1 pseudogene is annotated in these 532 nt (G+C 75.2%); it reads left to right on the forward strand.

Annotation, left to right across the window (positions count from 1 at the left end):
• Positions 1-322 precede the first annotated feature (322 nt).
• A pseudogene (locus tag RCG67_RS17335) lies at positions 323-532 on the forward strand (TIGR01777 family oxidoreductase); the annotation flags it as partial.

Here is a 532-nt window from a genome sequence, read left to right on the forward strand (position 1 = left end):
GTGGATGGGGCGGGGCAGTGCGTCCTCCTCGGGTGTGATGACGTCGTCGAGGTTCGGGGCGTCGTCGTTGGGGGTGGTCATGGCAACCTCCTTCGCTCGAACGTGCGTCCACCCTAGCGAACCGGCCGGAGCCGGGGAAGGGCGGACGACGGCCGGGAACGGCCCCCCATGACCGCTCCCCCGCCGCGACCCTGGACGGCGGGGCTGAGCCCGGCGCCGGGCCCCGCGGAGCATCCCCGAGCCGCGGCAGGCCCCCGGACACGGCGGACCCGCAGGGCCGGGGTCCTGGACGAACCGCGGCGATGGGGGTTGAGTGGCTGGCATGACCACCTTCACCTTCAGCTCCCGCGTGCCCCATCCCGTCGAGGACGTCTTCGCCTGGCACGCCCGTCCGGGAGCCCTCACGCGCCTGACCCCCGCGTGGACGGGCTCCGTGGTGGAGGAGTCCTCGCCGCCCCTGCAGGACGGGACGCGGTCCCGGCTGCGCGTCGCCGTCCCCGGTTCCTACGGGCTCGCCTCGGTGCCCTGGACC

This window comes from Kocuria cellulosilytica, from assembly GCF_040981245.1.
Taxonomy (GTDB): Bacteria; Actinomycetota; Actinomycetes; order Actinomycetales; family Micrococcaceae; genus Kocuria; species Kocuria cellulosilytica.